The organism is Campylobacter sp. MIT 21-1684, assembly GCF_026241315.1.
GTDB lineage: Bacteria > Campylobacterota > Campylobacteria > Campylobacterales > Campylobacteraceae > Campylobacter_D.
This window is the reverse complement of record NZ_JAPHNA010000032.1, coordinates 1-6,877: the sequence shown is the minus strand read 5'-3', so window position 1 is coordinate 6,877 and position 6,877 is coordinate 1. Positions and strand designations below refer to the sequence as shown.

Genomic DNA, 6,877 nt, shown 5'->3' with positions numbered 1-6,877 from the left:
GGAGTTCAAAATTCCCTGAATTGGTTAAAGTATCTACTATTCCTGTATTGGTTAAGTTGGTAAAAGTTCCTGAATTTTCATTGATTACAGAACTTAAAATGTGTTCATTTCTAAAAATATTAAAGAGTGCTTGATTAGTAAGAGAATCAAGAGTACCTTGATTTTGTCTGTTTATAAAAATATGAGAAAAATCTCTTTGATTGGTAAAACTTGTTAAATGATTAATATTTGTATAATTAACATCTAAAGTGTATGTGCTGTTGTTTTGTAAATCTCCAGTATAATTAATAATTACATCTCCTTTAATAGTAGCATTACCTTCAAAGGTTGGAGGATTGAGCAGGGTTATGCCATTTGCGAATTCTATTGTGGTATTATTGCCTAAAATTAAATTGCTGATTGTCCCTATAAAACCTTGAACTTTAGGATTAAGACCATCTATCTTGATTGGAGCATTTGAATTGGAATGGGTGAGGGTTTGGATAGATCCTAGATTGTATATGCTATCTTTTAATTCACCATTATTAGTTAAAGTATTAATAGTAGTGTAATTAACAATCTTGCCTTGGATAGTTCCATTGTTTATTAAAGTGCCGATTTGTGACTCTAAACTTCCACTACTTGCCGCATAGTTTCTTATAGAAAAGCCTAAAAGTGAATTTTGAACTGTATTAATATTTTTTCCGATGGTACCATTATTAGTAATATCGGTTATATTTATCTGATTTCCTCCTCGTATAGTAATTATGGCATAAGTAGGAGTTTGTAAAATGTTGTTGTTTATAGCTCCGTTTGAATTAATTGTGATAGTATTATGAGTATTATTAGTATTTGGGATACTAACCAAACCATTATTATTTGTAGTGATAGCATTATTTATAGTGCAATCAATTTGATTTATACACGGTGTTTGCAACCAGTTCCCATACAATGCTGAAGAATTTAAAAAAAGAGTTATAAAGAAAATTATACAATATTTATGCATTTAAGCCAATCCCCCCCCCCCGCTAAAACTCAAGTTTTAAATTAGTTAATATTTATTTCATTATAATAATTTTTATTTAAAATTTTATTTAAAATTATCGAAATTTTTGTTAAAAAAGGAAGTTCAATGTTTTATGAAAATGCAAACATTTATATAGAAAAAGAAAAGGCACAAATCCCTTGGCTAAAAATCTTCACAAAAGAGCCGTATAAAGAATTAAGCTCTTGTCCTCTTTCTTTGCAAAGAGAACTTTTTAATACTATTGTATTGTGTGAAAAAGCTATGATAGCTTTTTATAAACCTGAAAAAATTAATATTGCTTCTTTTGCAAACTATCTTCCAAGAGTACATTTTCATATTATGGCACGTTTTAAAGAAGATGCATTTTTTCCTGAATGTATGTGGGGCAAACAGCAAAGACAGATGAAGGATTTAGCTTTACCAAAATTTGAAGATTTCGTTGTATTTTTAACAGAGAAATTGTTGCAGCAATAAATATTAATTGTTTTTTGAGTATAATTTTTTTTTACAATATATTCATAAGGAGAAAAAATGAAAAAAATTCTTTTGAGTTCGCTTTTAGCCTCTTGTATTTTCACTTCAGGGCTTTTTGCTGAGGAATTTGTCCTCGATAAAACTCATACAAATATAGGATTCAAAATTAAACACCTACAAATTTCTAATGTTCAAGGAAATTTTAAAGAGTACAATGGTGCTATTGATTATGATAAGGCAAGTGCGACTTTTAAAAAGCTTGAAGCAACTATGCAAGTAGCCTCTATCAATACAGACAATCGAACTCGAGATGACCATTTATTGCAAGATGATTTTTTTAAAGTAAAGCAATATCCCGAACTTACTTTTGTAATGAAAAAATATGAAAAAATAAGCAATGAAAAAGGTAAAGTTAGCGGAGTGCTTACTTTAGCAGGTGTTTCTAAAGATATAGTTTTAGATGCTGACATTGGCGGTATTGCTGATTTTAAAGGCAAAGAAAAACTCGGCTTTTCTTTAAACGGGAAAATCAAAAGAAGTGATTTTAATTTCGCTCCAAATACTTCAACTATTACTTTAGGCGATGACATTCATCTCAACATCGAAGTAGAAGCAAACGCAAAATAAGCTTAAAGCCTAGAGAAATTTTTCTCTAGGCTTTTTAGAGTGTGTTGGAGCGTTAGTGCATTTTTTTCTAAACAAATTTGAAATTCAAGTTTAAAATTCTCATTTTCAATACAAAATTCAGTATTTTTTAACAAAGATTCTAAATAAGCAAGATGATTTAAGGCTGTGTTTTCATCATCAAAAATAAATACAAAATCATCATTAACAATAAAAATTTTTAACTTGAGTCTTTTAAGAATTTTTGCAATATGTTTAAGAAAAAGTTTTGCATATGCTTCTTGGACATATTGAAGTTCTTTAAAATGAAGTAAAGCTACATAGTATTGTTCTTTTCCTTTGATATAATAGTGTAATTTTTTTTCATTGGCTAATTTTGTATTTGAATCAAAAAATGCTATTTTATAGTTTTGATAAAGCAAATATATACAAAAGATGAAACTTGCAAATTCAAAATACGCGCTTATCCAAGTTTCTATGAAGAAAAACTGCACATTTGCACCTAAAAATGCTAAAAGCAAATACAACTCTTTTCTTTTAAGATAGTGCAATATCAAACAAAAGAGGCTCATAAAAAAGAAAACAAGAGCAAATTCATTTGGAATATCAAAAAAACTAATAAAATCAAAATGCAAATTTGAAGCTGTAAAATTAGTGCTTTTGGGTAAAAACAAACTTAAAATCCCTATAAAAAGAAGTAAAAAAACCTGAATACAATTTCTTTTATCTTGCAGCAAATTGCTTGTGCGTATGAGGGCAAGAAGAGTAAAAACTAAAGGTATAAATAATGAATTAAACAAATGCGCTTGAAAAACACTCGTGTAAAAATATGGCAAATGTGCCCCGATAAGCAAAAGAGTAAGGAAAAAGATTCGTGTGTTTTTATAACAAAAGGCTACAATTAAAGCACACAATTCAAAGATAAAACTTAAAAAGCTTAAAAAATCAAAAATCACAAAAACCCTTTTTTAAACGAAATGAAAAATTGTAGCAAAGACTTGTAATTTTTGAATCATTGTTTGCGTTTTTAACTCGACTTTCAATCTTCTATGAAAAATTTTTTTGCTACAATTTCGTAAATATTTTTAAGGAAATTTGATGGTTGAAGTAAAGAATCTGACTATGCGTTTTGCCAATGAGCTTTTGTTTGAAAATGTCAGTTTAAAACTTGTAAGAGGACAAAAATATGGACTTATTGGAGCAAATGGAGCAGGAAAATCCACTTTTTTAAAAATACTTTCAAAAGAACTTGAAGCAAGTAGCGGAGAGATAATCTTTGATGAGGGATTGAAAGTTGCTGTTTTAGAGCAAAATCATTTTGCTTTTGAAAACTACTCTGTTAAAGATGCTGTTTTATGTGCAAATGAAAGATTATACAAGGCTTTGAAAGAAAAGGAAAGTTTATATGCAAGTGCTGAATTTACAGATTCTATCAATGAACGTTTAAGTGAGCTTGAGATGATTTGTGCTGAGGAAGATCCAAATTATGATTGCGAACTTCGTTGTGAGAAAATTCTTAGCTCTTTAAACATTCGCGATTGTACTATTCCTATGAAAGCTTTGCAAAATGCTGATAAATTTAAAGTCTTACTTGCTAGGGTACTCTTTTTAGGTGCTGATGTTTTGTTTTTAGATGAACCTACAAATAATCTTGATCTTAAAAGTATTTCTTGGCTTGAAGATGAGCTTTTAAAACACGAGGGAACTCTTGTCGTAATAAGCCACGACAGACATTTTTTAAATAAAATTTGCACACGTATTTTAGATGTAGATTTTAAAAAAATTCGTGATTTTAGTGGAAATTATGATGATTGGTATATGGCTTCTACTTTATTAGCAAAACAAGCGCAACTCAAACGCGAAAAAACTCTAAAAGACAGAGAAGAACTTGAAAGTTTCATTCGTCGTTTTTCTGCAAATGCAAGCAAGGCTAAACAAGCAACAAGTCGTGCCAAAGCTTTAGAAAAACTTGAAATTGAAGAGATTCAAATTTCAAGTAGAAGAGATCCTAGCATTTTATTTCGTCCTAAAAGAGAAATAGGCAATGAAATCCTTCAATTACAAAACATTAGCAAGAGTTATGAGCTGACTTTGTTTAATAAATTAGAACTTAAAATAGAAAAAAATGACAAAATAGCTCTCATTGGTGCAAATGGTTCTGGAAAAAGCACTTTGGCTAAAATTATAACCGGAGAATTAAAACCTGATGAAGGTTCTGTGCATTTAGGAGCAACTATAGAACTTTCGTATTTTCCTCAAGATACAAGCAATATTATTTGCGAAAATTTGAAACTTTACGAATGGCTTATGAGTGAAAAATTGAAAGATTTAGATGAAATTCGTAAGTGTTTAGGTAGAATGCTTTTTAGCGGTATGCAACAAGAAAAAATGGCAGCAAGTTTAAGTGGTGGGGAAAAACATCGTTTAATGCTTTCACGTTTAATGCTAGAAAGAGGCAATTTTTTGCTGTTAGACGAGCCTGATAATCATCTTGACTTAGAGAGCATTATCGCACTTGGTGAGGCTTTATACACTTTTAATGGAGTGGTACTTTGTATCTCACACGATAGAGAGCTAGTTTCAGCCTTTGCAAATCGCATTTGGCATTTAGAAGATGGGATACTCACAGATTTTCGAGGATGCTATCAAGAATTTTTAGGAGAAAAAAATGGCTACATTTAGAGTTCAATACAGCGCAGGTTTTGGACATTTCACTCAAAACCATAAAGGTTTTGGTCCTACTATCTATATAGAAGAGATAGTAGAATTTGATAATGGCAAAGAGTATTTTGATTATCTTGATTTTTACAAAATGTACTCTAAAAGCGATGATACCTACTTTCACATCAGTTTTTTAGAGGAAAGACCTTTAAGTGAAAAAGAGATAGCAATACGCACTCAATACAGAAAAATGCGTGATGAAAACTGCAAAAAAGCAAAAGAAGAGTTTATGAAAAATAATGAACTTGAAGTAGAATATATACCTACACACGGCGATTAAGATTTTCAAAGTCTTTAAAGACTTTGAATCTCATAGGGAAAACTATTCTCACAAAACATTATAACTTCATTCATTTCTTTTTTATTTACATTTATTTCTAAAAATACTTTGTGCATTTGAAATTTTCTTTTAAATTCCAAAGAATTCTTTTTTAAAAAATGCTCCATTTTTCCAAGAAATTGTAAAGGCATACTAAGAATAAGAATATTTTTTTGCTCATAGAGAGTAGCGAGATTTATCACCGCAGTAGCTGCACTAGTATAAGCTCTCATTAAGCCTCCTGTGCCAAGTTTGATACCGCCAAAATACCGCACCACTATGATACTTGTATTGATAAGTTCATAAGCGCGTAATACATTAAGCATCGGCATTCCAGCTGTACCTTTTGGCTCATTGTCATCACTTTTATCTTCGACACACCTTCCAGCTTCATCAAAAAAACGATACGCATATACAAAATGCACAGCTTTAGGATGTTCTTTCTTTACTTCTTTAAGCAAAGCTTGTGTTTGTTCAAAAGGACAGAGGAAAGAAAGAAATTGGGATTTTTTTACTTCAAGTTTGCTTTCATATCTTTCTTTGATTATTTGCATCGATGCTCTTTTAAGAGAATAAATTGAAATTTCTATACTTTAATTATAATGTATAAAAATTACAATGCACCAAATAACACAATATTCCTATCATATTTCTTTTACAAAAATATTTTTTCTCTAATAAAATGAAAACTTTGATAAATGATGTCTATTATCTATTAATAATTTCTTAATAATCATTATTGTATATTTTATAATAATATTTTAAGATTTGAGTTTTTAATAGGGGATGGGATGAAAAATATAGTAGCAATCACACTTATAATAAGCTTTTTTGTAAATTTTCTTTATGGAAAATGGATTCAAACTCCTTGTGATACACAAGGATCTGACTGTACTCTAACACAAGATAATCTAACTGATAGAGGAATGACAAATGAACCAAATCAAAATAATACTATAGATTCACTCACGATAAATCAAAATGTAATTTTAAACAACCGACAAGTCAATAAAGATTTTGAAGCTTTAATCACTGTCAATTCAAACTCTCCAACACAAATCAATACAATAAAGATAACAAACAATGGAACTATAGGGTATAATATTAAAGGAAACTTTCCTTATTCTATAAGAAATTTTCAAGCAGAGAATAACAATTTAGAGTCACAAATCGACACTTTAATAAACAATGGAACTATCAATGGTAATGTTGTTAATTATACTACAATCAAAGATTTTCAGAATAATGGTGCCTTAAAAATGGCTATAATAAATCCGGGAACTATTCAAAAACTTACTCATGTCTATAACAGCCCAATTACCGTGGAAGGAATAGGTAATGATTTAAATAAGTTTCCAAAACAAGTTATAAACTTAATATTAGGAAACAATACTACCATAAACTTCAAAGATACATATCTTACCCAAGTTCCGACATTTCAAGGTACTGGGACTATCGGTGGAAACAGTCTTACATTTAAATTTAATGATGCTGATTCTGATATTACCAACAATAACACAAGCAAATACCAACTCAATCTAACAAATCAAGGAAATATTAGAACTCTTACCAATTCAATAGCTTATAATTATAACTTTGTCAATGATACTACCGGAACTATTACTACTTTCAACAATAGTGCAACATTTCAAAGTTTTACCAACAAAAACACAGTAAGTACTTTAACAAACCAAACAAATGGAAGTATCCAACAACTCACCAATCAAGGCACT

Annotated in this window: 8 protein-coding genes; 5 read left to right on the top strand and 3 right to left on the bottom strand. The window is 29.8% G+C overall.

What is annotated here, in order from left to right:
- Positions 1 to 985: hypothetical protein (locus OQH62_RS08190; RefSeq protein ID WP_266016048.1), on the bottom strand; the 985-nt coding region annotated here is incomplete at its 3' end.
- Positions 986 to 1,111: 126 nt separating this feature from the next.
- Here OQH62_RS08190 and OQH62_RS08185 point away from each other — a divergent pair.
- Positions 1,112 to 1,480 carry an HIT family protein gene (locus OQH62_RS08185; RefSeq protein WP_266016046.1) on the top strand — a complete coding sequence of 123 codons (369 nt, stop codon included), beginning with the start codon at positions 1,112 to 1,114 and terminating at the stop codon, positions 1,478 to 1,480.
- A gap of 57 nt (positions 1,481 to 1,537) precedes the next feature.
- Positions 1,538 to 2,107 (top strand): YceI family protein, encoded by a 570-nt coding sequence (locus OQH62_RS08180; RefSeq protein ID WP_266016045.1) that lies wholly within the window; start codon positions 1,538 to 1,540, stop codon positions 2,105 to 2,107.
- A 2-nt stretch (positions 2,108 to 2,109) separates the two neighbouring features.
- Here the strand turns inward: OQH62_RS08180 and OQH62_RS08175 are convergent, their stop codons facing one another.
- Entirely contained in the window at positions 2,110 to 3,060 is a 951-nt protein-coding gene (locus tag OQH62_RS08175; protein WP_266016044.1) for a hypothetical protein, read from the bottom strand.
- A gap of 142 nt (positions 3,061 to 3,202) precedes the next feature.
- Here OQH62_RS08175 and OQH62_RS08170 point away from each other — a divergent pair, with 142 nt between their 5' ends.
- Entirely contained in the window at positions 3,203 to 4,786 is a 1,584-nt protein-coding gene (locus tag OQH62_RS08170; RefSeq protein WP_266016043.1) for an ABC-F family ATP-binding cassette domain-containing protein, read from the top strand.
- Complete coding sequence (locus tag OQH62_RS08165; RefSeq protein WP_266016041.1) at positions 4,773 to 5,105, top strand: hypothetical protein; 333 nt, start codon at positions 4,773 to 4,775, stop codon at positions 5,103 to 5,105. The genes OQH62_RS08170 and OQH62_RS08165 overlap by 14 nt, the downstream gene beginning before the upstream one ends.
- Positions 5,106 to 5,119: 14 nt before the next feature.
- Here the strand turns inward: OQH62_RS08165 and OQH62_RS08160 are convergent, their stop codons facing one another.
- Positions 5,120 to 5,698: an IMPACT family protein gene (locus OQH62_RS08160; RefSeq protein WP_266016039.1), complete on the bottom strand. Its 579-nt coding sequence runs from the start codon at positions 5,696 to 5,698 to the stop codon at positions 5,120 to 5,122.
- Between the two features lie 237 nt (positions 5,699 to 5,935).
- Between OQH62_RS08160 and OQH62_RS08155 the strand changes: the two genes are divergently transcribed.
- A partial coding sequence (locus OQH62_RS08155; RefSeq protein WP_266016037.1) for a hypothetical protein occupies positions 5,936 to 6,877 on the top strand: 942 nt, incomplete at its 3' end.